The 25021-nt window shown below is 52.9% G+C and carries 26 protein-coding genes; 13 read left to right on the top strand and 13 right to left on the bottom strand.

The genetic code is table 11. The features are described from left to right. Nucleotides 1-94 precede the first annotated feature (94 nt). The 5 genes from dacA (at nucleotide 95) to lipA (ending at nucleotide 4829) form a co-directional block, all read left to right on the top strand. The gene (gene dacA, locus IB212_RS06290; protein WP_028012336.1) at nucleotides 95-1306 is read left to right on the top strand and encodes a D-alanyl-D-alanine carboxypeptidase DacA; all 1212 of its coding nucleotides are present in this window, start codon (nucleotides 95-97) and stop codon (nucleotides 1304-1306) included. A gap of 105 nt (nucleotides 1307-1411) precedes the next feature. Continuing rightward, a complete protein-coding gene (gene ybeD, locus IB212_RS06285; protein ID WP_003858718.1) occupies nucleotides 1412-1675 on the top strand; it encodes a DUF493 family protein YbeD in 264 nt (87 codons plus the stop codon). 94 nt (nucleotides 1676-1769) lie between these two features. Next, on the top strand, nucleotides 1770-2411 hold the full coding sequence (gene lipB, locus IB212_RS06280) for a lipoyl(octanoyl) transferase LipB (protein ID WP_028012335.1): 642 nt from the start codon (nucleotides 1770-1772) through the stop codon (nucleotides 2409-2411). A gap of 291 nt (nucleotides 2412-2702) precedes the next feature. Continuing rightward, nucleotides 2703-3656 carry a YbeF family transcriptional regulator gene (locus IB212_RS06275; RefSeq protein ID WP_041910920.1) on the top strand — a complete coding sequence of 318 codons (954 nt, stop codon included), beginning with the start codon at nucleotides 2703-2705 and terminating at the stop codon, nucleotides 3654-3656. Between the two features lie 207 nt (nucleotides 3657-3863). Continuing rightward, nucleotides 3864-4829 (top strand): lipoyl synthase, encoded by a 966-nt coding sequence (gene lipA / locus IB212_RS06270; RefSeq protein ID WP_028012333.1) that lies wholly within the window; start codon nucleotides 3864-3866, stop codon nucleotides 4827-4829. 81 nt (nucleotides 4830-4910) lie between these two features. Here the strand turns inward: lipA and tatE are convergent, their stop codons facing one another. Next, on the bottom strand, nucleotides 4911-5111 hold the full coding sequence (gene tatE, locus IB212_RS06265; protein ID WP_028012332.1) for a twin-arginine translocase subunit TatE: 201 nt from the start codon (nucleotides 5109-5111) through the stop codon (nucleotides 4911-4913). Between the two features lie 125 nt (nucleotides 5112-5236). Continuing rightward, entirely contained in the window at nucleotides 5237-6025 is a 789-nt protein-coding gene (locus IB212_RS06260) for a deaminated glutathione amidase (RefSeq protein ID WP_041910921.1), read from the bottom strand. Between the two features lie 67 nt (nucleotides 6026-6092). On the opposite strand from IB212_RS06260, the gene crcB reads away from it, so the two are divergent. Then, on the top strand, nucleotides 6093-6476 hold the full coding sequence (gene crcB, locus IB212_RS06255) for a fluoride efflux transporter CrcB (protein WP_041910922.1): 384 nt from the start codon (nucleotides 6093-6095) through the stop codon (nucleotides 6474-6476). 218 nt (nucleotides 6477-6694) lie between these two features. Here the strand turns inward: crcB and cspE are convergent, their stop codons facing one another. Both cspE and pagP read right to left on the bottom strand, forming a co-directional pair. Beyond that, a complete protein-coding gene (cspE, locus tag IB212_RS06250; protein ID WP_002439184.1) occupies nucleotides 6695-6904 on the bottom strand; it encodes a transcription antiterminator/RNA stability regulator CspE in 210 nt (69 codons plus the stop codon). 190 nt (nucleotides 6905-7094) lie between these two features. After that, on the bottom strand, nucleotides 7095-7712 hold the full coding sequence (gene pagP, locus IB212_RS06245; protein ID WP_080339189.1) for a lipid IV(A) palmitoyltransferase PagP: 618 nt from the start codon (nucleotides 7710-7712) through the stop codon (nucleotides 7095-7097). 393 nt (nucleotides 7713-8105) lie between these two features. On the opposite strand from pagP, the gene dcuC reads away from it, so the two are divergent. Together dcuC and rna are read left to right on the top strand one after the other, a co-directional pair. Beyond that, entirely contained in the window at nucleotides 8106-9473 is a 1368-nt protein-coding gene (gene dcuC, locus IB212_RS06240) for an anaerobic C4-dicarboxylate transporter DcuC (protein ID WP_028012328.1), read from the top strand. Between the two features lie 94 nt (nucleotides 9474-9567). Further along, entirely contained in the window at nucleotides 9568-10377 is an 810-nt protein-coding gene (rna, locus tag IB212_RS06235) for a ribonuclease I (RefSeq protein ID WP_041910923.1), read from the top strand. Here rna and IB212_RS06230 read toward each other — a convergent pair. Further along, the gene (locus tag IB212_RS06230; RefSeq protein ID WP_041910924.1) at nucleotides 10371-10991 is read right to left on the bottom strand and encodes a flavin reductase family protein; all 621 of its coding nucleotides are present in this window, start codon (nucleotides 10989-10991) and stop codon (nucleotides 10371-10373) included. The two genes, rna and IB212_RS06230, sit on opposite strands and share 7 nt — an antisense overlap. A gap of 270 nt (nucleotides 10992-11261) precedes the next feature. Between IB212_RS06230 and rnk the strand changes: the two genes are divergently transcribed. Further along, a complete protein-coding gene (rnk, locus tag IB212_RS06225; RefSeq protein WP_028012325.1) occupies nucleotides 11262-11672 on the top strand; it encodes a nucleoside diphosphate kinase regulator in 411 nt (136 codons plus the stop codon). Between the two features lie 123 nt (nucleotides 11673-11795). Here the strand turns inward: rnk and IB212_RS06220 are convergent, their stop codons facing one another. Beyond that, nucleotides 11796-13034 (bottom strand): zinc-dependent alcohol dehydrogenase, encoded by a 1239-nt coding sequence (locus IB212_RS06220; RefSeq protein WP_041910925.1) that lies wholly within the window; start codon nucleotides 13032-13034, stop codon nucleotides 11796-11798. A gap of 181 nt (nucleotides 13035-13215) precedes the next feature. On the opposite strand from IB212_RS06220, the gene uspG reads away from it, so the two are divergent. Continuing rightward, nucleotides 13216-13644: a universal stress protein UspG gene (uspG, locus tag IB212_RS06215; RefSeq protein ID WP_028012323.1), complete on the top strand. Its 429-nt coding sequence runs from the start codon at nucleotides 13216-13218 to the stop codon at nucleotides 13642-13644. A 39-nt stretch (nucleotides 13645-13683) separates the two neighbouring features. Here uspG and IB212_RS06210 read toward each other — a convergent pair whose 3' ends face one another. The 6 genes from IB212_RS06210 to ahpC form a co-directional block, all read right to left on the bottom strand. Continuing rightward, a complete protein-coding gene (locus IB212_RS06210; RefSeq protein ID WP_041910926.1) occupies nucleotides 13684-14451 on the bottom strand; it encodes a DmsC/YnfH family molybdoenzyme membrane anchor subunit in 768 nt (255 codons plus the stop codon). After that, entirely contained in the window at nucleotides 14451-15008 is a 558-nt protein-coding gene (locus IB212_RS06205; RefSeq protein WP_041910927.1) for a 4Fe-4S dicluster domain-containing protein, read from the bottom strand. Before IB212_RS06205 ends, IB212_RS06210 begins: the two co-directional genes overlap by 1 nt. Continuing rightward, the gene (locus tag IB212_RS06200) at nucleotides 15005-17281 is read right to left on the bottom strand and encodes a molybdopterin-dependent oxidoreductase (RefSeq protein WP_048956869.1); all 2277 of its coding nucleotides are present in this window, start codon (nucleotides 17279-17281) and stop codon (nucleotides 15005-15007) included. The genes IB212_RS06205 and IB212_RS06200 overlap by 4 nt, the downstream gene beginning before the upstream one ends. Next, complete coding sequence (locus IB212_RS06195; protein ID WP_188245975.1) at nucleotides 17278-17784, bottom strand: molecular chaperone; 507 nt, start codon at nucleotides 17782-17784, stop codon at nucleotides 17278-17280. The genes IB212_RS06200 and IB212_RS06195 overlap by 4 nt, the downstream gene beginning before the upstream one ends. 258 nt (nucleotides 17785-18042) lie before the next feature. Further along, nucleotides 18043-19608, bottom strand: coding sequence for an alkyl hydroperoxide reductase subunit F (ahpF, locus tag IB212_RS06190; protein WP_028012318.1), 1566 nt, complete (start codon nucleotides 19606-19608; stop codon nucleotides 18043-18045). Nucleotides 19609-19734: 126 nt separating this feature from the next. Beyond that, entirely contained in the window at nucleotides 19735-20298 is a 564-nt protein-coding gene (gene ahpC / locus IB212_RS06185) for an alkyl hydroperoxide reductase subunit C (RefSeq protein WP_008501015.1), read from the bottom strand. A 641-nt stretch (nucleotides 20299-20939) separates the two neighbouring features. Here ahpC and citR point away from each other — a divergent pair. The 3 genes from citR to IB212_RS06170 all read left to right on the top strand — a co-directional run bounded on the left by citR (nucleotide 20940) and on the right by IB212_RS06170 (nucleotide 23847). Continuing rightward, entirely contained in the window at nucleotides 20940-21839 is a 900-nt protein-coding gene (gene citR, locus IB212_RS06180) for a DNA-binding transcriptional repressor CitR (protein ID WP_047363743.1), read from the top strand. A 173-nt stretch (nucleotides 21840-22012) separates the two neighbouring features. Next, nucleotides 22013-23236 (top strand): phosphoadenosine phosphosulfate reductase, encoded by a 1224-nt coding sequence (locus tag IB212_RS06175; protein WP_188245974.1) that lies wholly within the window; start codon nucleotides 22013-22015, stop codon nucleotides 23234-23236. Beyond that, nucleotides 23221-23847: a ParB/RepB/Spo0J family partition protein gene (locus IB212_RS06170; RefSeq protein WP_041910931.1), complete on the top strand. Its 627-nt coding sequence runs from the start codon at nucleotides 23221-23223 to the stop codon at nucleotides 23845-23847. Before IB212_RS06175 ends, IB212_RS06170 begins: the two co-directional genes overlap by 16 nt. Here IB212_RS06170 and IB212_RS06165 read toward each other — a convergent pair whose 3' ends face one another. After that, nucleotides 23848-25008, bottom strand: a complete 1161-nt coding sequence (locus IB212_RS06165; protein ID WP_188245973.1) for a pyridoxal phosphate-dependent aminotransferase — start codon at nucleotides 25006-25008, stop codon at nucleotides 23848-23850. Nucleotides 25009-25021 lie beyond the last annotated feature (13 nt).

The following is a 25021-nucleotide window of genomic DNA, read 5'->3' as shown; positions in this document are numbered from 1 at the left end:
CAAACTCATGCTTAAAGTCGGATGCCTGCCTGAATAGCATTTGCTATAGTAAGGCACTTTTTTTAATTCCATCACGGATGTCGTAGTTCTGACCATGAAGACCACTTTTTCTGCTCGTTTTGTGCAGCGCATGGCGCTGACCACGGCCCTTTGCGCGGCTGCACTCTCTGCAGCTCATGCTGATGACCTGAATATCAAGACCATGATCCCTGGCGTTCCGCAAATCGACGCGGAATCCTACATCCTGATCGATTACAACTCTGGCAAAGTGCTGGCAGAACAGAATGCCGATGCCCGCCGTGACCCGGCCAGCCTGACCAAAATGATGACCAGCTACGTCATCGGCCAGGCAATGAAAGCCGGTAAGTTCAAAGAGACGGATCTGGTCACCATCGGCAACGATGCGTGGGCTACCGGGAACCCTGTTTTCAAAGGTTCCTCGCTGATGTTCCTGAAACCGGGAATGCAGGTTCCGGTTTCTCAGTTAATTCGTGGCATTAACCTGCAGTCCGGTAACGATGCCTGCGTGGCCATGGCCGATTTCGCCGCCGGTAGTCAGGATGCGTTCGTGGGCCTGATGAACAGCTACGTAAATGCCCTGGGTCTGAAGAACAGCCATTTCCAGACCGTACACGGTCTCGATGCAGACGGTCAGTACAGCTCCGCACGTGATATGGCGCTGATTGGTCAGGCGCTGATCCGCGACGTACCTAACGAGTACTCTATCTACAAAGAGAAAGAGTTCACCTTCAACGGCATTCGTCAGACCAACCGTAACGGCCTGCTGTGGGATAACAGCCTGAACGTTGACGGCATCAAAACCGGCCACACCGACAAAGCCGGTTACAACCTGGTGGCCTCTGCCACTGAAGGCCAGATGCGCCTGATCTCTGCCGTGATGGGTGGTCGCACCTTTAAAGGTCGCGAAACCGAGAGTAAGAAGCTGCTGACCTGGGGCTTCCGTTTCTTCGAAACCGTGAACCCGCTGAAAGCAGGCAAAGAATTTGCTTCTGAACCCGTCTGGTTCGGCGATAACGATCGTGCTTCTCTGGGCGTGGATAAAGACCTCTACCTGACCATTCCACGCGGTCGTATGAAGGATCTGAAAGCAAGCTATGTGCTCAACACCACCGAACTGCATGCCCCGCTGCATAAAAACCAGGTGGTGGGTACCATCAACTTCCAGCTGGACGGTAAAACGATCGACCAGCGTCCACTCGTGGTATTGGAAGAAATTCCTGAAGGCAATTTCTTCGGCAAAATCATTGATTACATTAAACTGATGTTCCATCACTGGTTTGGCTAAAAATCGAACACTTGAAAGTGTGATTTTGATCCCCATATACTAAGTATCCTGATAACTCCCACCTGACGTGGGAGTTATTCATTTTGACGTTACGCCGGAGCTGACATGAAAACCAAACTTAACGAACTGCTTGAATTCCCTACCCCGTTTACCTACAAAGTAATGGGTCTGGCGAAACCTGAGCTGGTTGATCAGGTGGTTGAAGTGGTACAGCGCCATGCGCCGGGTGACTACTCTCCGTCAGTAAAACCAAGCAGCAAGGGCAACTACCACTCGGTTTCTATTACCATCACTGCCACACATATCGAGCAGGTTGAGACGCTGTACGAAGAGCTCGGCAATATCGAAATCGTTCGTATGGTGCTGTAGTCCCTTTGCGGTTACCCGGTTTACCGGGTAACCCCTCTTCCCCGCTGTGATATACTCCCCCTCATCTTTTGTTTCTCGTCTTCGGAGACGCGTTTTGTATCAGGATAAAATTCTGGTCCGTCATCTCGGGCTGCAACCTTATGAGCCTGTCTCTCAGGCTATGCACGAGTTCACCGATTCACGCGATGACACAACCCCTGATGAGATTTGGCTGGTCGAACATCTGCCGGTATTTACGCAGGGCCAGGCGGGAAAAGCGGAACACTTATTAATGACGGGCGATATCCCGGTGATCCAGAGCGATCGTGGCGGACAGGTGACTTACCACGGTCCGGGTCAGCAGGTCATGTACGTCCTGCTTAATCTGAAGCGCAGAAAGCTTGGCGTACGTGAACTGGTGACGTTACTGGAACAGACCGTCGTCAACACGCTGGCGGAGTATGGGATTGACGCGCATCCGCGTGCCGATGCGCCGGGCGTCTACGTTGGCGAAATGAAGATCTGCTCTCTGGGGCTACGTATTCGTAAAGGTTGTTCCTTCCACGGTCTGGCATTGAATATTAATATGGATCTTACGCCTTTCCAGCGCATAAACCCCTGCGGCTACGCCGGCATGGAAATGACGCAAATGCGCCAGTGGGTCGATACCGCTACGCCAGAAAATATACGTCCCGTGCTTCTGAAGAATGTGTTAGCACTACTTAACAATCCCCCGCACGAATATATCCCTGCTTAATATATCATCCAGAATGGCTCGATAATTTGACGGGCCACTGTTTATTTACCGCTTTTACGCTTTACAATAATCCGCAGATTCTATATTTTCGAAGCGCCCGAATATTGCCCTTACATATTATTTAGCCTCCGGACAGCACGGCATACACAGGCTAAGTAACTTGAGTGATAATCACACAACTGTTTGTTTTTGATAAACAAGTGGAACAAAAGCAACACTTTACGAATCTCTACAAGCATAATAAATAAATTGAACTATCATTCATGTTGTGAATGTATACGGAGTGAAAGCGTGGAGTATAATAATTTACCAGCCAAACGCCTGAATGACCCTGGTGGCGAAGATAAGCCGCAAATTTTTCGGACTTTACGTAATATTGATCTCAATTTACTGACTATTTTTGAGGCAGTATATGTCCATAAGGGTATCGTTAATGCTGCGAAAATTCTTAATCTCACGCCATCGGCAATAAGTCAGTCAATTCAAAAGCTACGGGCTATATTTCCCGACCCCTTATTTATCCGTAAGGGCCAGGGCGTCACGCCAACGGCCTATGCGACACATCTCCACGAATACATCAGCCAGGGGCTGGAGTCGATTCTGGGTGCGCTGGATTTAACCGGAAGCTATGACAAACAGAGAACCATCACCATCGGCTGCTCCCCTTCTGTCGGCGTGCTGGTGATGCCCGCGATCTTTCAGGCAGTGAAAGAGCATGCGCCTCAGCTTCTGCTTCGCAATGTGCCTCTTAACGAACCTGACGTTCAGCTTGCTCAGTTCCAGACGGACCTGGTCATCGAAAGCGGCAGCTTTAGCGCCCGAGCGCTGGGGCAAAATGTGCTTTACGCCGATAACCTGGTGCTGGTTTGCCGCAAGCAGCACCCCGTCCTCAGCGAGCCGTTATCCATTGAAAACCTGCGCAACTACGACCACTCGTCTTTCATGACCGAAGGGCAATCTAATCACGCTCTGCGTCAGCGTATTGACGAAATTTTCCCGGAACGTCAGATCAGTTTCAGCAGTTACAATATGTTCACCACCGCATCCCTGATTGGCAGCAGCGATATGCTGTGCATCATGCCTTCACGCCTGTATAACCTGCTGCGGAAATGCTGGCCGCTGGAGAGTATTCCGCTAAGCCAGCTCAATGCAGAATCTATCGAGATTTCACTGCATTACAACAAGCTCAGCTTGCGCGATCCGGTACTGGAAAACGTCATCCGCATTATCCGTCAGGCCTTCTGACAGAGCGTACCCGTGCACGTCCCTGCCGCTCGCAGGGCAAAAGGCACAAAACAACAACTATTTTACAAATTGGCGACCTGGCAGGCTGCTTTAACGCCCCTATAAATGATATACTGCCTGTCGTTCGTTCAAAAATAGTTGATAAATACAACATTCCCTTGAATTGAAACGCTTTCCTTCGATATTCGCAACTGGAACACGCACGCTATGAGTAAACCCATTGTGATGGAACGCGGTGTTAAATACCGCGATGCCGATAAAATGGCCCTTATCCCGGTTAAAAACGTGGCTACAGAGCGCGAGGCGCTGTTAAGAAAACCGGAATGGATGAAAATCAAACTTCCGGCAGACTCTTCGCGTATCCAGGGGATCAAAGCGGCGATGCGTAAGAATGGCCTTCACTCTGTTTGTGAAGAAGCCTCTTGCCCGAACCTTGCTGAATGTTTCAATCACGGCACCGCGACGTTTATGATTCTGGGTGCCATCTGTACCCGCCGCTGCCCATTCTGCGACGTGGCGCATGGCCGCCCGGTGGCCCCCGATGCCAACGAGCCGCAAAAACTGGCGCAAACCATCGCCGACATGGCGCTGCGTTATGTGGTTATCACCTCCGTTGACCGCGACGATCTGCGTGATGGCGGGGCTCAGCACTTCGCTGACTGCATTACTGCCATTCGCGAAAAAAGCCCGAACATCAAAATCGAAACGCTGGTTCCTGACTTCCGCGGCCGTATGGACCGCGCGCTGGATATCCTGACCGCGACGCCGCCAGATGTGTTTAACCACAACCTGGAGAACGTTCCGCGTCTTTACCGTCAGGTGCGTCCGGGAGCCGACTATAACTGGTCTCTGAAGCTGCTGGAGCGCTTTAAAGAAGCACATCCGCATATCCCGACCAAGTCAGGTCTGATGGTTGGTCTGGGTGAAACCAATGACGAAATCATCGACGTCATGCGCGATCTGCGCCGCCACGGTGTGACCATGTTGACGCTCGGCCAGTATCTGCAGCCAAGCCGTCACCACCTGCCGGTACAGCGCTACGTGAGCCCGGATGAATTTGACGAGATGAAAGCCGAAGCGCTGGCGATGGGCTTTACCCACGCGGCTTGTGGTCCGTTTGTTCGTTCTTCTTACCATGCGGATATGCAGGCGAAAGGCGAAGAAGTCAAATAACACCGTAATATTCATTTACAGTAATGCAAAAAAACCGGCCTCATGAGCCGGTTTTTTTTCGCAAGCCCTCAGGCATTGCCGTTACTCTTTGTGGGAAAGCTTCTCTGCCGGGATGTCGTCAGCGCTTTTCTTCGCGGCTGCGTCATCGTCGTTCATCGCTTTCTTGAAGCCTTTGATGGCAGCCCCCAGGTCACCACCCAGCGTGCGTAACTTCTTGGTACCAAACAGCAGGACGACCAGTGCGGCAACCACCAGCAGTTTGGTAATACTAATCTCACCCATAGATACCTTCTTTACTTAAAACAGGCTGCATTCAGCGCCAAAACCCGATCGTATTAACGGTCATTTGGCGCGTGCACACAATAGCAATCTGTAACAAGGTGAATCAAGCATTGTTGAAAAAAACATCACAATAATTGCGGTGGCGCAAAGCGACGGTTGCGAAGAACAGGTAATTGCTGACGCGCAAGCGCAACTCTTTCTAAAATTATCTCCGCCATCAGCAGAACCGGCGCTTCCGCTGCGGCGGCAATCGTCACTCCCAGGGGATCAACCACCCTGCTCTGCCCGATGTTTTTATTGCCGCACTCCCCGGCGGCAACAACATAACAGGTCGTGTCCAGCGCGCGTGCAGCAAGCAGCGTAGCCCAGTGTTGCTCTTTTAGCGGCCCCTTAACCCATGCGGCAGGCAATACCAGCACCTCCGCCCCCTGCAGCGCCAGATGCACCGCCAGCTCCGGGAAACGCAGGTCATAGCAGGTCATCAACCCCACCTTAAACCCGTCGATATCAATGAGCGGTGGGACGACATCTCCCGGATCAACGCGTCGCGACTCCTGGATGCTGAACGCATCATAGAGATGAAGCTTGGCGTAGCGCGCAACAATGGCACCGTCACGGATAGCCACCAGCGTATTCATTGCGCGACCCGGCGTTGAGGGAACGTGCACGGTTAAGACGGTGGTCATCGTACTGCCTACGCTCTGGGCGAGCAGCTGTTGTAAAAATTCGCCGTCAAGGGCCTGTGCAGACTTCACGGACAAATCCGGGTCGTTATCATCCCTTGCCAGCAACGCCTCAGGAAGCACCAGCAGCGACGCGCCTTTCTGTCGGGCCTGTATCATCAGGTTAACGCACTGCACTGCGTTAACCCGCCAGTCAGGCGTGACCGCAAACTGCCCTACCGCAACATACATATTTGTCCCCTCATTATAAACAGCGTTAAACTCGCTACTCTTACACATCAAATAGCAGGTATTTAGCGTGTTACAACTCCTTTTAGCTGTTTTTATTGGTGGAGGCACGGGGAGCGTTGCGAGGTGGTTACTGAGTATGCGGTTTAATCCCCTGCACCAGGCGATTCCATTAGGAACGCTGGCCGCCAACCTGATTGGTGCTTTTATTATTGGTATGGGGCTGGCCTGGTTTAACCGGATGACGCACATCGATCCCATGTGGAAAGTCTTGATTACCACCGGCTTCTGCGGCGGTTTGACCACCTTTTCAACCTTTTCCGCGGAAACGGTTTTTCTCTTTCAGGAAGGACGTATCGGCTGGGCGCTGGTGAATATCGCGATCAACATGATCGGATCTTTCGCGATGACGGGGATCGCATTTTGGCTTTTTTCCTCTGTAAGCACGCATTAACTGCCGGAGCGTTAATGTTGGCTTAATTTTTCTCTGTCACTCTGAAGGCAATACTGAACGAGGGTGACAAATGAAACAGAGTCTGATGAGCGCAGGCATGGTGTTGTTGAGCGTACTGATCGTGGCCAGCTTCCTGAAAATTTACCTGCTTGGCTGATTCATAACGAAAAAAACCCGCTCAATGAGCGGGTTTTGAAATTCTTGCTGACGCGTCTGAATTACAGAGCGATTACGTTAGCAGCAGAAGGGCCTTTGGCACCGTTAGTGATTTCGAACTCTACACGCTGACCTTCAGCCAGAGTTTTGAAACCATTAGACTGGATTGCAGAGAAGTGTACGAACACGTCTTTGCTGCCATCTTCAGGAGTAATGAAACCGAATCCTTTGGACTCATTAAACCACTTAACGTTACCTTTAATCTTAGACATCAAAATTACCTTTACATTAAAAAACGACACAAATGCTGTGTCGGTTACCAGTACAACAATTGTGGGACCTTTTGTCCAGCGGATCTTTGACAAAAAGTGACTAAAGTCGCGTTAATTTTCACTGACAGATTTTTATCGCTTACGAATCAACGGCTGCACGTTTTTTCACCACCAGGTAATGTTTTGTCAGTTAAAACTGAAAACGCATCCAGGCGAAGTAAACGTTACCGTTGTTATACGTTCCCGGAATGTAGGTCATCTGGAACGTTGCAGGGCCGTATCCAACAGAGGCCAGAGGCAGCAATACGGGGATCGGAATGTACTTCCAGTTGTCGCGCGCGGTCACCCCGGCGGTATAGCCCAGACCAACGTGGAAGTTCTCATCCGCCAGCGGGCGCCAGGTCTTTTCCCAGCCGTACCCGCCAATCGGTTCCCACTTGTTAAAGGAGTCTTTGAAGGCCATCAGATAGATGCCATGCCAGTTTCCTTTATCATCCCAGCGCGACTGACCAAAACCCGCTCCCCAGGGACGCTCGTTGTATTTATCCGTTTTCTCTTTGTCGTAAGCAAAGCGCGCATGCCACGTTATTGCCGGGACATAGAGATCATAATGTTCAGGCGCTGACCAGGTCTGCGAAACATTATCCGTAAAAGTAGAGAACCAACCTTTATCCGTCGCGTTGTTCTCTGCCTGTGCAACAGAAGAAAACGTTAACTGGCCAATAATAAACAATAAAATAGAGAAAAAAGTATTACGTACAATCACAATGCAATTACCATTCTTGATATTCGAGGCAAAGTTTAACATAGAATAATTGAACCAAGCCTTAACGGCATCACCCCTACTCTTAAATATCAGGCCGCTTTTCGGGAATATTCTTAAAGCGGCGTTCTGCTTATCCCGAATAAACCCACATCATGTACGCCTAATGTCTGTTAACGGTCTCCAGTACTAACAGGCCAGACCACACAAAAGTTTAACATTTTGTTATCATTACATAGACATGTTACGCTGTCTTTGCCGGTCAAGATCCTTATGACATAAATGCCTTAGCCATGGCAAAAACGCTGTTATGCTGTTCGTTAGTCGTCTGTTTATTGATTTTAATCAGCAAGGGCGGGCCATTAATTCGGCACATTTTCATCCTTCTTTTTTTATATTAATTTTTATATCTCAGGGCAGAAAGACACAGGGGAAATCATGCTTACGTTTATCGAACTCCTAATTGGGGTCGTCGTCATTGTGGGTGTAGCTCGCTACATCATTAAAGGATACTCAGCCACGGGCGTTTTATTTGTCGGTGGTCTAACGCTGCTGATAATCAGTGCAGTAATGGGTCATCAGGTTTTACCTGCCAGCGCAGCCAGCACGGGCTACACCGCTACGGATATTGTTGAATATATTAAAATCCTGCTCATGAGCCGCGGTGGCGATCTGGGTATGATGATCATGATGCTGTGCGGTTTTGCAGCCTATATGACCCATATCGGCGCGAACGACATGGTTGTGAAGCTTGCCTCGAAACCCCTGCAGTACATTAACTCGCCGTATCTGTTGATGGTTGCCGCCTATTTCCTCGCCTGCCTGATGTCGCTGGCCGTTTCATCGGCAACCGGGCTTGGCGTACTGTTAATGGCCACGCTGTTCCCGGTGATGGTGAACGTGGGCATCAGCCGTGGGGCAGCGGCGGCAATTTGCGCCTCCCCGGCGGCCATTATTCTCTCCCCGACGTCAGGTGACGTTGTGCTGGCGGCGAAAGCAGCCGAAATGTCGCTTATCGACTTCGCCTTTAAAACCACGCTGCCGATCTCGATTGTCGCCATTGTGGGAATGGGTATCGCGCATTTCTTCTGGCAGCGCTATCTCGATAAGAAAGAGAACATCAGCCATGAAATGATGGATGTAAGCGAAATCACCACCACCGCGCCGGCGTTCTATGCCATTTTGCCGTTCACGCCGATTATCGGCGTGCTCATTTTTGACGGGAAATGGGGCCCGCAGCTGCACATTATTACTATTCTGGTTATCTGTATGCTGTTAGCCGCTGTGCTGGAGTTCGTGCGCGGTTTCAACACCCAAAAAGTCTTCTCCGGCCTTGAGGTCGCGTATCGCGGTATGGCAGATGCGTTTGCTGGCGTGGTGATGCTGTTGGTTGCAGCAGGTGTCTTTGCCCAGGGTCTGAGCACGATCGGCTTTATCCAGAGCCTGATCTCCATCGCCACCTCGTTTGGCTCGGCCAGTATTATCCTGATGCTGGTCCTGGTGGTACTGACCATGCTGGCGGCAATGACCACCGGTTCCGGGAATGCGCCATTTTACGCCTTCGTTGAGATGATCCCTAAGCTGGCTCACTCGTCCGGTATCAACCCGGCTTATCTTTCCATTCCCATGCTCCAGGCCTCAAACCTGGGTCGTACCATCTCGCCTGTCTCAGGTGTGGTGGTGGCGGTTGCCGGGATGGCCAAAATCTCGCCGTTTGAAGTGGTGAAACGCACGTCAGTGCCGGTGCTGGTTGGGCTGATCATCGTCATTATTGCTACCGAAGTGCTGGTTCCCGGCGCCGCCTAAGTGAAATTCCTGATTACCTAAAAGCGCCTGCGGGCGCTTTTTGTGCTTTAATAACCCACAAAAATGAATTGCGCACAACCAATCAGGAAATCACATGTTCAGGAAGGATATCGTTATCCCGTCTGGCGCAGTAGCGCTTGCACTCAGTCTCTTCTCAGCACAGGCCGAACCCCTCAAGGCCACGCAGTACGGCGATTTCGATCGCTATGTGCTGGCTTTATCCTGGCAAACGGGATTTTGTCAAAGCATGGTCGAGCGTAACCGCAATGAACCGGATGAATGTCGTCTGCAAAAAGAGCGCGACAATAAAACCGATTTTCTGACCGTTCACGGGCTATGGCCCGGCCTGCCGAAATCCATTGCCGCACGCGGCGTGGATGAACGTCGATGGATGCGGTTTGGCTGCGCCACGCGCCCTATCCCGAACATGCCGGAAGTGAAGGCCAGCCGCAAATGCGCAGCAGCCGAAACCGGGCTGTCGCTTTCCGGCGCGGCTAAGCTGAACGAGGTCATGCCGGGCGCGGGTGGAAACTCCTGTCTGGAACGTTACGAATATGCCAAACATGGCGTCTGCTTTGGTTTTGATCCCGATGCCTATTTCGGCACCATGGTGAGAATGAATCAGGAAATGAAAAACAGCGCCGTCGGTCATTTCCTTGCGGAAAATTACGGTAAAACCGTCAGCCGGAGTGATTTTGACAACGCCGTTACCAAAAGCTGGGGCAAGGAAAATATCAAAGCCTTCAAGCTGACCTGCAACGGTAATCCGGCGTATCTGACCGAAATGCAAATTTCACTCAAAGCAGACACCATTAACGCCCCGCTTTCTGCGACATCCTTTGCTCCGCAGCCGCATCCAGGCAACTGCGGAAAACAATTTGTCATTGATAAGGCCGGTTACTGATCGCCCACCACCGGTCGCACCATGTCAAACCGGTGTTCGTCACTGATGCCATAGTAAGCCGTCGGCCCACCCGCACGCAGGATGGGCTGCGCTTTCGCCGTCTGGTATATCCCCTCTTCCAGCAGCGTTTCGGCAATATGGATCCCGACCACTTCTCCCAGCACCAGCCAGGTATCCACCGGCGTACCGTCGGCGCCGGTAAGCTGAATACACTGAGACAGGCGGCACTCAAAGTTGACCGGGCTTTCCGCCACGCGAGGGGCGCTCACCAGCTTGCTTGCCGCAGGCGTTAATCCGGAAAAGGTAAATTCGTCCTGGTCGTGAGGCAGCGTGGCAGAGGTCTGATTCATCGCTTCCGCAAGATCGCGCGTTGCCAGATTCCAGACAAACTCCTTTGTTTCAACAATATTACGCACGCTGTCCTTCCAGCCGTTGCTGGAAAAGCCAATGATCGGCGGGCGATAGTTAAAGCAGTTGAAGAAGCTATACGGCGCAAGGTTGAGCTGACCGGCCTGGTCGCAAGAGGAGATCCAGCCAATCGGACGGGGGCCGACAATGGCGTTCAGCGGGTCATGCGGCAGGCCATGCCCCTGAGACGGTTGGTAGAAGTACATAGCGCTCTCTCGTTGGTAAGGGCTGCTGCGAATGATGTTTCGCGCAACGCCCGGGTTCAGAACATACAGCGTAACGCAATCCGCCAGGAATGAAGATTGAATAAATTTCAGTGAAAATTCATATGGCACATGAATGTGACCTTCATCACTTCAAACTTGCGCGTTCAGCCAGTATCATCGGGAGAGTTAAACCCTCGCTGCCAGACGGCGAGGGTTTTCTTTTGGAATGGTTTCTGCGTTAGACGCAGCATTAACGACATGGAGTAAAAAATGTCCAGACCTACAATCATCATCAACGAGCTCGACGCAGAACGTATCGACAGGCTGCTGGAAAAAGCAGAATTCGCCTCACTTCCGGTGGCCGATGCCCTGAATGAGGAACTCGACCGGGCGCAGATGTGCACGCCTGAGACGATGCCGCATAACGTGGTCACCATGAACAGCCAGGTGAAATTCCGCAACCTGACCACCGGTGAAGAGCTGACACGCACGCTGGTTTACCCGGCTCAGATGACCGACAGCAGTGCGCAACTTTCGGTTCTTGCGCCGGTGGGGGCCGCACTGCTGGGGCTGCGCACAGGAGATACCATCCACTGGGACTTGCCGGGCGGTGCCTCCACCCATCTGGAAGTGCTGGAGCTGCTCTACCAGCCAGAAGCCGCGGGCGATTACCTGCGTTAATGTCATTCTGAACAAACGCGACCCGCGTTGCACAGAGGATGCGCCTGCATCCTCTTTCCGAACATCTTCACCCGATTGCGTTACATCGCAGGACAGTACCTTGAGCGCCACCGGCGAGTGATCTCACACCACGCCGCCCGGGAACGCATTTACCAGGCCCTTCACTTTTTGCTCAGCGGCCTCAGGCGTTTCCGCGCCGGGCACCAGAATCACCTTCCGGCACTCCTCCTCCCGTTTTTCGAAAATCTTATAGGCACGTTCCGCATCCGTCAGGGGGAGATAATGCGTCACAATCTCTTCCGGCGTCAGCAGCCCTTTTTCGATCAGCGGTAACAGTTCGCCCAGCCAGGCGTGGACGTGCGTCTGGCCCATCTTAAACGTCAGCCCTTTATCGAAGGCATCCCCAAACAGGAAGCCATGAATAAACCCGGCATACACACCGGGTACGCTGACCACCCCGCCGCGCCGGACGGCAGCGATACACTGACGCAGCGCTTTGCCGCTGCTGCCCTCAATTTTAAGGTTGCTGAGGATCGTCTCTGTGGTGCTGCCCTTGGCTTCGAACCCGACGGCATCAATGACGGCATCGACTCCCCGCTGCCCGGCGGTTTGCTCGATTATCTTTTCCGCCGCGTCGTTATCATCATCAAAATTGATGGGGATAGCACCGTAGCGCGCCTCGGCAAACCGCAGCCGATAGGGGTGATGGTCGATAACAAAAATCTGCTCAGCCCCTAACAGCCGTGCGCAGGCAATCGTCAACAACCCCACCGGACCGGCACCGAAAACGGCGACGCTGGAGCCTTTTTCAATCTGCGCATTTTTTGCCGCCTGCCAGGCGGTGGGTAAAATATCAGACAGAAACAGGGCCTTATCATCGGAGAGCATCTGCGGCACCTTAAACGGTCCGACGTTGCCTTTCGGCACGCGTACATATTCCGCCTGTCCTCCCGGCACGCCGCCGTAGAGATGGCTATAGCCAAACAGCGCTGCCGGCGCGGGAATTTGCTTTTTGTTCAACGCAGCGCCCTGCCCGGCATTGGACTTCTCACAGGCAGCGTACTGCTGCAGACGGCAAAAGAAGCAGTCACCGCAGGCGATGACAAAGGGGATCACCACGCGATCGCCTTTTTGCAGGTCCTTCACCTCTCGACCGCACTCGACGATCTCGCCCATAAATTCATGTCCAAAAATGTCGCCGTGCTGCACCTTTGGGATCTTTCCACGATAGAGATGCAGGTCGGAGCCGCAAATCGCCGTGGCCGTGACGCGCAGGATGATATCGTCGGGCTGTTCAATGATGGGATCGGGGACATTCTCAACGCGAACATGGTGCGGACCGTGGTACGTGAGTGCTTTCATGCGACCTCCGAAAGGTTTCAGGTAAGTTTATAAAGGGTAGCTATCCCTGAAAGTCTGCCGGGAAATACGCGCCTTTTGAGATTTATCCTGGCGAGAGAGGAAAAGTGCCGAAGCGCTTACAGAAACCATTCATGTTTTGTGGTTGAATGTATCTAGCGTTTATAAACAAGGAGAAACGGTTATGTATAAGACAATCATTATGCCGGTTGATGTTTTCGAAATGGAACTGAGCGACAAAGCTGTTCGCCACGCGGAATTCCTCGCGCAGCAGGACGGAATTATTCATCTTTTACACGTTTTACCGGGCTCTGCCAGCCTGAGCCTGCACCGCTTTGCCGCCGACGTGCGTCGCTTTGAGGAGCACTTACAGCACGAAGCCGAAACGCGGCTGCAGACCATGGTCGGGCATTTCAGCATCGACCCTTCCCGCATCAAAACCCACGTCCGGTTCGGTAGCGTGCGCGATGCCGTCAATGAACTGGCCGCGGAGCTGAATGCTGACGTGGTGGTGATCGGTTCACGTAATCCTTCCATTACCACTCACCTGCTGGGGTCGAACGCCTCCAGCGTGATCCGCCACACCCATATTCCGGTGATGGTGGTCCGGTAAATACCAACAAAAAACCCCGCTTTCGCGGGGTTTTGTTTATCAGTACAGGTGACCAATATTGACGATGGTGCTGACGGTATCGCCGAAGAAGGTCAGGCGGCTGAGCACCACGCCCACCAGCAGGAGCGCAAACACCGCTTTCTGCATCGGCTGGCGCTTCAGCGATAACGCGCCACCCACAACGCAGCACAGCAGGCTGCCCAGATAGAGCGGCGAGCTTAACCAGGCGTGAGCGGTCATTTTCATGATGGTACCGCCGCTGAGCCACATCACCGGCGCGGCAATCAGCAGCGCCATCAGTGCGATAATCCCCTGGCGCAGCGCGGCGTTTGATCCTTTCAGCCCGAGCAGCGGCGTTGCGGCACAGCCCATCACCCAGACCGTCGCAAAGAACAGCATCATGGTGATGCCGTTGGCAATGGCCTGCATCGCCGGTGCCGCGTAGGTCATTCCCTGCACCACCACCAGCAGGATCCCGAACAGGGACGCCAGCAGCGCTGCGCCTTTGTTTCCCTTACTCAGGAAGGCCAGCCCAATCATGGCGCCGTACAGGGTCGCGCCCAGAATTTCGCGGCTCAGCCAGGCATGTTTCAGGTTAATCAACGCGTTGTATGCGTGTTCCGGGTGCGCCAGATGCAGCACCGCGGCAATGGAGGCTACGCCCAGAATCAGCCCGGTAATCAGCCAGTGAAGGCGGGTGCCATGCACTTCACCACGGAGCGTGCGCCAGGTCAGGAGCAGCGTCATCCCGACGGACATCTGGCTCAGCACGGTAAAAATCACCAACGGCAGTTCGTACTTTTCCATTATTTATCCCCCGGCTGTTTTGGCTGACGGGCCAGAATGAAGCGCGTACCCGGATTAAGCTGAGGCATCTTCGCGAAGCCCGGCGGATACTGCACGGCATTGTTCGGCAGCGGATCGGCATCCAGATCGATAATCGACAGGGCACCGACCGGACACGCGTTCACGCAGGCCGGGGCCATACCGATATCCAGACGTTCATAGCACATGCTGCACTTCTCCGCCTTTTGCGTCTCTTCATTGAAGCGCGGCGCGCCGTACGGGCAGTTACGGATGCAGTTTTTACAGCCGATACAGCGTTCAGGGTTATGGACCACCACGCCGTCATCACGTTTGGTGTAGGCTTCCACCGGGCACGCCGCCAGACAGGCCGGGTTTTCACAGTGGTTACAGGCCAGCGAGAAAAACGCACGCTCCTCATGCGGATAAATTTCTTTATCCAGCGGATAGACATAGCGCCAGAAGCGATCCGGCTCAAGCTGGTTAAAGCTCTTGCAGGCCATGGCGCATCCGCGGCAGCCAATACATTTATCACTGTTCACTAAAAATGCGCGTCTCATGCGTCTGCTCCTTCATTCGCGATAAGGGCAATGTCGACAAACTGGCTGTGGATCGCCGCGCCAGGCGCGCCGGTTGCCATCTTGCCCATATCGGCTGGCGTATCTTTCACGACGTTCTGCACGTTGTACTTAAGCTTGTTAAACCAGGACTCATACATCACCAGGAAATCTTCCGGCACGTTGGTGGTGATCTTCGCCCGCAGCTCCACTTCGCCAACGTCGTTAAACACGCGGACTTTCGCCAGCTCGCGAATACCCTTCTTGTGCGCGGCGGCTGGGTGGATATAGACAAACGGCTCCGGCCAGAAGACCTGCATCCAGTCGAGGTTGACGAACTGAGAGTGAAGGCCGTACTGCAAATGCGGAGTAAACAGATGGAACGGCAGCTTGCCCTCCGCGGCAGGCAGATACTCCGGCAGCGCTTTATGGCCGTTCTTTTCACACAGCTCGGAGAGGAACTCATACTTGCCCGATGGCGTTTTAAACTTGCGGTCGTGCCAGGCCGCCGAGCTGACCATTTTGGCTTTCACCGGCCCATCCAGCAGATCGTCCCAGGAGCGGATACCGAACTGCTTCGCCATGCCCTCATTGAACTCAAGGTCGAGCCATTTTTTCTGGTCAATGTCCTGCGGGAAGGTACAGGAGCCCGGCTCCATTTTGTTGATGGTACGCGAGAGCAGCACGGCAATATCCAAATCGCTCTTGCACTCGTACATCGGTTTAATGGCTGGTTCATTCACCGAAAGCCAGTAATGCCAGTAAGACGACGACAGGTTCCAGTGCTCAAAGGTGGTGGTCACCGGCAGCACAATATCGGCATGCTGCACCGTCTCGTTGAAGAACTGATCGACGCAGACCACCATCTCCAGCTTGCTGAAGGCTTTTTCCATTTTGTTGCGGTCAAAGTCCTGCGCGAACGGGTTCTTGCACGCCACCCACAGCATACGAATGGGCGGATCGTTGGCATCAAGAATGCTCTGCGCGGTCTGGTTCAGGTTCAGCGCGCGGTCGGAATAGTGGCTCTTTTCGCCGCTGTCGCTGACGAACTCCCCTACCGGGCCGCTTTTCCCCACCATGCCAACAGATCCGACCGGTGGCTTCTGCGTCATCGCATGATAGTTGTAGCCCCAGGTCTGCAGATGGCCGTAGCGGGCACCGCCGCCTTCCACACCGATGTTGCCTGTCATGGCAACAAAAGCGTCAATGGCGCGCACGTTCGCCCCACCGTTGACGTGGCGCTGCATCCCATAGCCGATCCAGACGGTGGCAGGTTTTACCGCGGTGAACTCTTCCGCCAGCTGGCGAATCACCTCTGCCGACAGGCCACAGATTTCAGATGCCCACTCCACGGTGATATTGCTGCGCAGATACTGTTCAAATTCCGGGAAGCCGTGCGCGAAGTTGTTCACAAACTCCTGGTCGACGCGGCCAGTATCCAGCAGGTGCCGCGCCATTCCCAGCGCCAATGCGCCGTCCGATCCCGGGCGCACGCGCAGATACAAATCGGCTTTCGCGGCGGTTTGCGAGAACAGCGGATCAATGACCACCACTTTCGCCCCTTTCTCACGCGCCTGATAGATGTACTTCATGGTATGCATGGAGCACCAGGCCGGGTTTGCGCCCCAGATAATGATGTATTTGGCTTTCACCAGATCTTCCGGGTCGTTACACCACATGTCGCCCATGTCATAGTGCTGGGCATCGATCCCTGCTGGCCAGCATGGCGTACCGGCGAACCGCGTGGTGTAACCGAGAGAAGACATCATCCCCTCCACGGCATAACTCATCACGCCCAGGTTGCCGGAGTATTTCGACAGCGCCAGGCCGAGCATAGACCCGTCTTTCTTTTTAATCTCCAGCATTTTGCTGGCAATGCGCTGCATGGCCTCATCCCAGGAGATGCGACGCCATTTACCGCTGCCGCGCCCATCCTGGATCATCGGGTATTTAATACGGTCCGGGGAGTAGACCCGGCGCGGGTAGGTCAGCCCTTTCACACACGGGGCACCGTGTGTAAACGTGGACTCGCTTGCCCCATCAACGAAGGTGATGACGTCATCTTTGACCCAGGTTTTTAAGCTGCAGGTGTCGTAGCAGTTACGCGGGCAAGCGTTACGGAAAATTTTGTAGGTTTTTGGGTTAAACGGAATGGGGGGCTGTGCCATGGCACATCGGGATGATAATAGTCCGCCGGGTAATGCGGCAACGGTACCCAGCGCAATCAGTCCTTTTAAAAAGGAGCGCCGGTTTAGCTGCCCTTTATCAATACTCATAATATTACTCTCGTCTTTAATTCATCAAACCAATTAGTCATCTGCAACGCGAGACATTTAATTGCGGTTGTTTTCGCGCAATCCTTTATTTTTGCGATAAATGCGGGGAGCCATAATTCAAGATGCCCCTGCACAAAGCGGGCGAGTGCGTCATGATATTGCGGCGAATGTCTGGCATGTGCGGAGAGCATCACCACCAGCTCCATTTCATAGCTGACGTGATCGTCGGGAACGCTATTTTCCCCGGTTACAAAAAGCCCGATGCTGCGCAGGAATTCGCGTACGCTCAGCGTTGTAGCGCCCATCAGCAGAGGCTCTTCGTCCAGATACACCGAGGCATAAGGCGGCGCCAATAGCGTTGCAGGGCCGACAAACAGGGCGTTGAAATCATACTCAACCTTTAACGCCTCATCCTGCTGCCAGGTTTCACTTTCCGGGAATAAAGGATGTAACGAAGCGCATCGCGATGTCATGTCCGCCGCGTTAAAGAAATCACGAAACATCAATCCCTTTATTTCAAAGGGGGTTAACGTCTCATATATTGAAGAAGTGGATGTATCTTTGTCATTCATATTAAATATAAATATTTACCGCTATAAAAAACGACAAGATATTATCAGCAGGCTTATTATTTTCTTTGATCGAAGCAGGTAATTAACGCATGAAGGGGTTAATAACGAGGATAATTGAGGGTAAAAAAATCTAAAAAAAAGCCACCTCATAAAGAGGTGGCTACTGCAGGTATGTCTTACTTTCTTTTATTATGCGGTTTTGGTGCGGATCAGGTAGTCAAACGCGCTCAGGGACGCTTTTGCACCTTCGCCAGTCGCGATGATGATCTGCTTGTACGGCACGGTGGTGCAGTCGCCCGCGGCAAACACGCCCTTCACGCTGGTTTCACATTTCGCATCGATGATAATCTCGCCCATGCGGTTGCGCTCAATCGCGCCTTCCAGCCAGGTGGTGTTCGGCAGCAGGCCAATTTGTACGAAGATCCCCGAAAGCTGAACGCTATGAACGTCGCCGCTTACGCGGTCACGGTACTCCAGACCGGTCACTTTGCTGCCGTCGCCCTTCACTTCCGTGGTCTGCGCGTTCAGCACGATGTCGACGTTTTTCAGGCTGCGAACTTTATCCTGCAGCACCTGGTCGGCCTTCATTTCTGGCGCGAACTCCAGCAGCGTCACGTGTTCAACAATCCCCGCCAGGTCGATAGCCGCTTCCACGCCGGAGTTACCGCCGCCGATCACCGCCACCCGTTTGCCTTTAAACAGCGGGCCGTCACAGTGCGGGCAATAGGTCACGCCTTTGGTACGGTATTGATCTTCGCCCGGCACATTCATGTTGCGCCATTTTGCCCCGGTGGCAACGATCACGCTGCGAGCTTTCAGCACCGCGCCAGAGGCGGTTTCAATCTGGTGTAAGCCCCCTTCCACCGCCGCCGGAATCAGCTTGCTGGCGCTCTGGCTGTCGATTACATCTACCTCGTAATCGCTGACATGAGCCTTCAGCGCACCGGCCAGCTTCTGACCTTCGGTTTTTGGTACGGAAATGTAGTTTTCAATGTCCACGGTATCCAGCACCTGTCCGCCAAAGCGTTCGCCCATAAGACCGGTACGAATACCTTTACGTGCAGAGTAAACCGCTGCCGCCGCGCCCGCAGGGCCGGAACCGACAATCAGCACATCGTACGCATCGCGTTTGTTCAGTTCTTCCGCCGCGCGTTTTTCCGCGCCGGTATCCACTTTGGCAACGATTTCCGTCAGCGTCATGCGGCCCTGGCCGAACTCCTGACCGTTCAGATACACCGCCGGAACACCCATCACGTTGCGATCGGTGATCTCATTCTGGAACGTACCGCCGTCAATCGCCGTATGCTTGATGCGCGGGTTCAGAACCGACATCAGGTTCAGCGCCTGCACCACGTCCGGGCAGTTGTGGCAGGAGAGCGAATAATAGGTTTCAAACTCAAAATCACCGTCGATATCGCGGATCTGCTCCAGCAGCGCCTGCGCTTCTTTTGACGGATGACCGCCGGTCCACAGCAGCGCCAGCACCAGTGAGGTAAATTCATGCCCCAGCGGAGAGCCGGCAAAACGCGGTCCCTTGTCCGAGCCCGGGTTAGTAATCAGGAAAGAGGGTTTACGAACCGCAAGCGAATTGTCTTCTTTGAAGGTCACTTTCGGCGACAGTTCAGCGATCTCTGCCAGCAGCTCTTTGATTTCTGCCGATTTCGCGCTGTCGTCCAGCGTGGCAATCAGCTCAACGGGTTTAGTCAGTTTCTCAAGGTAGGCCTTGAGCTGGGTTTTCATATTGGTGTCGAGCATAGTTCTTCCCTCTCTTAAGACGTCATCATGCAAGCTGCCTTTGCGGGCGGCCTGAATGCAACTTGCATCATGGTGCTGGAATGAAATGGGCGCGGGGGCGCCCATTGATTGCCGGATGGTGAAAACTTAGATTTTACCGACCAGGTCCAGGGATGGAGCCAGGGTCGCTTCGCCTTCTTTCCATTTAGCCGGGCACACTTCACCTGGGTGAGAAGCCACGTACTGAGCCGCTTTCACTTTACGCAGCAGGTCAGAAGCATCACGGCCGATACCTTCAGCGGTAACTTCGATAGCCTGGATAATGCCCTGCGGGTCAACCACGAAGGTTGCACGGTCGGCCAGGCCTTCATCTTCACGCATGTTGTCGAAGTTACGGGTCAGGGCGCCAGTCGGGTCGCCGATCATCGCATATTTGATTTTCGCGATGGTTTCAGAGCTGCTGTGCCACGCTTTGTGGGTGAAGTGGGTATCGGTAGACACAGAGTAAACGTCTACGCCCAGCTTCTGCAGTTCGTCGTAATGGTCAGCCACGTCGCCCAGTTCGGTCGGGCAAACGAAGGTGAAGTCAGCCGGATAGAAGAAGAAGACGCTCCAGCGACCTTCGGTATCTTTCTCGGTTACTTCAATGAACTCACCGTTTTTGAACGCCTGGTTTTTGAAAGGTTTAATTTTAGTGTTAATCAAAGACATCTGTACTTCCTCCGTGTTTTCGTTGAGATGTAAGGTAACCAACTTTGCTCATCGGGGCTAATGCGTATGCTTTATCAAATCAATCAGCCAAACCTTACAACGTCAACAAGACAGCAAGGTGAACCTGCTGCGGTACCCCAGAAAGTATAAAGGCCGCCTCAACGGGCGGCCCTGATACCTGAACTCCCCGCAGGTACATTCAGTGCCAGCCGAAGCTGGCGTTGCGTTGCGTTGCGCTCTACAACCTTATATCAAGGCAATAACAGCCGAATGATTACAACACCCGTCCAGCGTAAGAGCAATGCACCTGAGCGGCAATCCTATCTATGGCTGTGATAGGTTTTAACGAATAAATGCTGTCGTTTATTTCCTTTGGTACCCAAGCAGGGAGAAATAGATAAGAATGATGATTGTTTTCTATATATAAATGAAAACTATTTCAACGAAAGGAATCGCACTTTTAAAGATAAAAGTATCTTAATACTCATTGAAGATCTATTTCATTAATCTACCTTCGTGATATATTAAGCGAAAATAAATCGTTAATTAAGTAAGTTATTCTCATGGATGATAAATGGTTAACTTACTCCTATAGTTATCAGTTATGTGATAACGCAAACACAACGTAATCAGGATGAAACATGGCAAACCTCTACGATCTAAAAAAATTCGACCTTAACCTGCTGGTCATTTTTGAATGTATCTTTCAACACTTGAGCATCAGCAAGGCAGCAGAAACACTCTACATTACCCCCTCGGCGGTCAGTCAGTCACTCCAGCGCCTGCGTAACCAACTCAACGATCCGCTGTTCATTCGTTCCGGTAAGGGGATCACGCCAACCACGGTGGGCATCAATCTCCACCATCATCTTGAGCAAAATCTTAATCAGCTTGAGCAGACGATAAACATCATGCATGGCTCCGTGCTGAAAAAGAATTTTATTGTTTACTGCCCCCAGATCCTGACGACTGAAAATTTGCTCAACCCGCTTAAGTTCTTGATGAGAAATCACAATTATGAAATAGAGCTTCACGATATGCTGCTGGCAGCTGATTCCGCAGAAGACCTGTTGGCGTACCGTAAAGCGGACCTCATTTTTTCCATGGCGCCCGTCAATAACCGCTCAATCGTCTGCGTATCCTACGCAAGTTACCCCATGATACTGGTGTGCAGCCAGGACCATCCGCGAATGAAAGAGGCCGTCACCCTGGAGGCGCTTCAGGAAGAGAAATTCACCTTCTTTCTCAGCGATGATATAGGCGTCAAAAACTATCAATCCCTGGTGCAGAAAGTTCATGCGGATAAAACCATCGCGTTTCGCTGTGACTCCGTGTTCACCATCATTACTATGATCAGCGCATCCCATCTCCTGGGATATGTACCAGAACCTTTATTTGATAAATATAAAGATGTGCTACGGCTCAAAAAATTAGATGCGCCGTTCACGCTTCCCCCTCTCGATATTTTCATGCTTTATAACCGCTCGGCGTTGAACAGCGCGGTGTTCTCAACGTTTGTTGAACAAATCATCGAGAATTAACGGTAAAGGGCTGCGCTTATCACAGCCCTTTACATCCTTGTAATACATAAACCTCATTTATAATTTAGAAAAACATTTTTCTTTTTCATTTACCTGCCACTTTTTTTACCTAATATTACTCTCTCTTGATTATTGACACCCATCCAGTATTTATTTGCAGGGAGGCATTTACCTTGTCAATGTATAAGTATCCACTAAACCAAAATGTCCTTGAGGCCGCGGTAGACCGTATCGCATGGACGCTTGAGAATCTCCCGATGGTTTGTGTTTCATTTTCAGGCGGGAAAGATTCGACCATCATGCTACATTTGACGGCTCAACAAGCCCGAAAAATGGGCAAGAAAATTCATCTGCTCTTTATCGACTGGGAAGCGCAGTTCACTTACACCATTGATCACGTGAATAGAATGCTCCAGCAGTATGGCGATGTGATTGAAAAATACTGGTGGGTCGCCCTGCCACTCACGACGCAAAACGCCCTGTCGCAATACCAGCCCGAATGGCAATGCTGGGAGCCGGGCAAACCGTGGGTTCGCCAGCCGCCCGAAGAGGCGATAACCGCCCCTGATTACTTCGATTTCTACCAGCCGGGCATGACGTTTGAAGCCTTTGTCCGTGCGTTTTCTGACTGGTTTGCACAGCATCGCCCTGCCGCGATGCTGGTGGGCATACGCGCCGATGAATCCTACAACCGCTTTTTAACCATCGCCAACGCCCGCAAGCAACGTTTCGCCGATGATAAACCCTGGACAACCATCGCCCCGGGCGGGCACGCGTGGTACATCTACCCGCTTTACGACTGGAAAACCGCGGATATCTGGACGTGGTTCGCCAAAACGGGAGAATGCTATAACCCGCTGTACAATCTCATGTTTCAGGCTGGGGTCCCGCCACGCTATATGCGCATCTGCGAGCCCTTTGGCCCAGAACAACGCCAGGGTTTGTGGTTGTATCACGTTGTCGAGCCTGAACGCTGGGCCGTTATGTGTGAACGCGTCAGCGGTGCGAGCAGCGGCGGAATTTACGCCGGGCACGATAACCATTTCTACGGCCACAGGAAGATCCTGAAACCCGACCACCTGAGCTGGTACGCGTATGCCATGCTGCTGCTCGACAGCATGCCGCAAACGACGGCAGAGCATTACCGCAACAAAATCGCGGTGTATTTGCACTGGTATCAAAAGCGGGGCATGGACGATATTCCCGATACGCAGGAAGGGGACATTGGCTCAAAAGATATCCCCTCCTGGCGCCGAATTTGTAAGGTTTTACTCAATAACGACTACTGGTGCCGGGCGCTCTCTTTCAGCCCTAACAAACCCAAACACTATCAACGCTACAGCGAAAGAGTGAAGGCAAAACGCAAGGAGTGGGGAATTTTATGCGACAAAGAATAATCTCAGAGATCGAAACGTACCTTCAGTCCCTTCCTGAAGAGGATCGCATTAACGCCATCAATGCGTTTCGCCAGGTCATACATCAGCACAGCCCTTTTCGCGAGCAGCCTGTCGACTGCGTGCTCTGGGTTAAACAGGATCGTCTTACGGCCAATGATTACAATCCCAATAACGTTGCCCCACCGGAAAAGCGGCTACTCACGAAGTCGCTGGAACTGGATGGATTCACTCAACCTATCGTTGTGACTGAAAATACCCCTCAGCACTACGAAATCGTGGACGGCTTTCATCGTCATGAAATCGGCAGCACGCGGGCAGCGCTAAAGCGACAGCTGAAAGGGTATCTCCCCGTCACCTGCCTGCGCCGCGAGCGCCAGGATAAACACGATCGAATGGCCGCAACCATTCGCCACAACCGGGCGCGTGGACGACACCAGATCAACGCGATGGCAGAAATCGTCCGTGAACTGGCGCAGCTTGGCTGGAACGAGCAAAAAATTGGCAAAGAGCTCGGTATGGACAGCGATGAGGTATTGCGCCTCAAGCAAATCAACGGCCTGCTGGAACTGTTCGCAGACCGTCGTTATTCAGAAGCCTGGACGGTGAAATAATCAGAGCGCATTCAGGCGTTCGGCCGCCAACAGCAGTGTCGATTCTTGCTTCGCAAAACAGAGACGGATCAGTTTATGCGGGAAGGGATCGGCACAGAAGACCGACAGCGGTATGGCGGCCACGCCTGCCTCTTTGGTCAGCCACTGGCAGAAACTGACGTCATCCAGATCGGAGATTGCGCTGTAGTCGGCCAGCAGAAAATACGTTCCTTCGCACGGTAAAATCTCCAGACGGCTTTCGCTGAGCGCATTCACAAACAGATCCCGGCGCGCGCGGTAAAAGTCCGGCAGCTCGCGGTAGTGCTCCGGCTCGGCGCGCAGCATATCCGCCAGCGCCAGCTGGGCGGGCGTGTTCACCGCAAAGGTCAGATACTGGTGCACTTTACGCAGCTCGGCGCTGATGGCGGCCGGTGCCACGCAGTAGCCCACTTTCCAGCCGGTCATATGATAGGTCTTGCCGAACGACGAGACGGCGACGGCGCGCTCGCGCAGCTGCGGATGGGCCAGCACGCTGGCGTGTCCTTCTTCTGCAAAACAGATGTGCTCGTACACTTCATCACTCAGCACGTAGATCTCACGTTCTGCAATCGCCTGCCACAGCGCCGCGAAATCGGCTTTCTGCCACACCGTTGCGGATGGATTGTGCGGCGTATTCAGGATCACCAGGCGGGTTTTATCACTCAACAGTGCCGCGAATGCCTGCCAGTCAGGACGGAAATGCGGCGGCTGCAGCGCCACGCGTTTCACCACGCCGCCGGAAAGTTCAACCGCAGGCGCATAGCTGTCGTAGCTCGGGTCAAAGCAGATGACTTCATCCCCCGCGCGCACCAGCGCGGTGATGGCAGCATACAGCGCTTCGGTCGCTCCTGCCGTCACCGTGATATCGCTGTTCGCATCGGGCTTATGGCCATACAGCGCCGCCGTTTTGTCGGCAATGACTTCCCGCAGCGCCTGCACGCCGGTCATCGGCGCATACTGATTCGCACCCTGCGCCACGTGGTGCGCCAGACGTTCCTGCAAATATTTCGGACCGTCAAAATCGGGGAACCCCTGCGAGAGGTTAATGGCATTGTGCTGCTGCGCCAGGGCGCTCATCTGCGTAAAGATGGTGGTACCGAGATCAGGAAGTTTACTCTGCGGGATCAATACGTTATTGCTCATGTTGTCGTGCCTG

The organism is Enterobacter sp. E12 (assembly GCF_014596715.2).
Lineage (GTDB): Bacteria > Pseudomonadota > Gammaproteobacteria > Enterobacterales > Enterobacteriaceae > Enterobacter > Enterobacter bugandensis.
The sequence above is the reverse complement of the archived record's forward strand: the minus strand, read 5'-3'. Positions and strand labels throughout refer to the sequence as shown.